This is a genomic window from Arthrobacter sp. GW822-FHT05G07, assembly GCF_058799755.1.
The window spans coordinates 1-569 of sequence record NZ_JBXALT010000031.1; the positions used below are offsets into that span (position 1 = coordinate 1).

Annotated in this window: 1 pseudogene; it reads right to left on the bottom strand. The window is 62.4% G+C overall.

The features are described 5' to 3' along the window. Nucleotides 1–569: pseudogene (locus AC1RJY_RS24010) on the bottom strand (pyruvate dehydrogenase (acetyl-transferring), homodimeric type); the annotation flags it as partial.

Here is a 569-nt window from a genome sequence, read left to right on the forward strand (position 1 = left end):
TAGATTTTCGCGGTCGGGAAGAACGCGTCCATGCCGAAGGTCCGGGATTCGTCCGGGACGACGGGCACGAACCGGGCACCGAAGTTTTTGTCCCGCATGAGGTCTTTGAGGAGCCTCACGAAGGCCATGGTGGTGGCGGCTTGTTGTTTCCCGGATCCGCGTTTGGCGACCTCGTAGGACTTCGCTTCGGGCAACACCACCTCGGTGTGTTTGCGGCGGCGTTCGGGCACGAACCCGCCAAGTTCTGCCCGGCGTTCCATCAGGTATTTGATTTCGGGGGCGTCCATGCCGGGGTGGTAGTACGGGGGCCGGTAGAGGTCCGCGTCGAGCTGGTCATCGCTGATGGGGATGCGCAGGTGGTCACGGAAGGCTTTGAGGTCTTCCATGGTCAGTTTCTTCATCTGGTGGGTCGCGTTGCGGCCCTCGAAGTGCGGGCCCAGGCCGTAGCCCTTGACCGTTTTGGCCAGGATCACGGTGGGTTTGCCCTTGAATTCGGTCGCTGCCTTGTACGCGGCGTAGACCTTGCGGTAGTCGTGACCGCCGCGCTTCAGGCCCCAGATCTGTTCGTC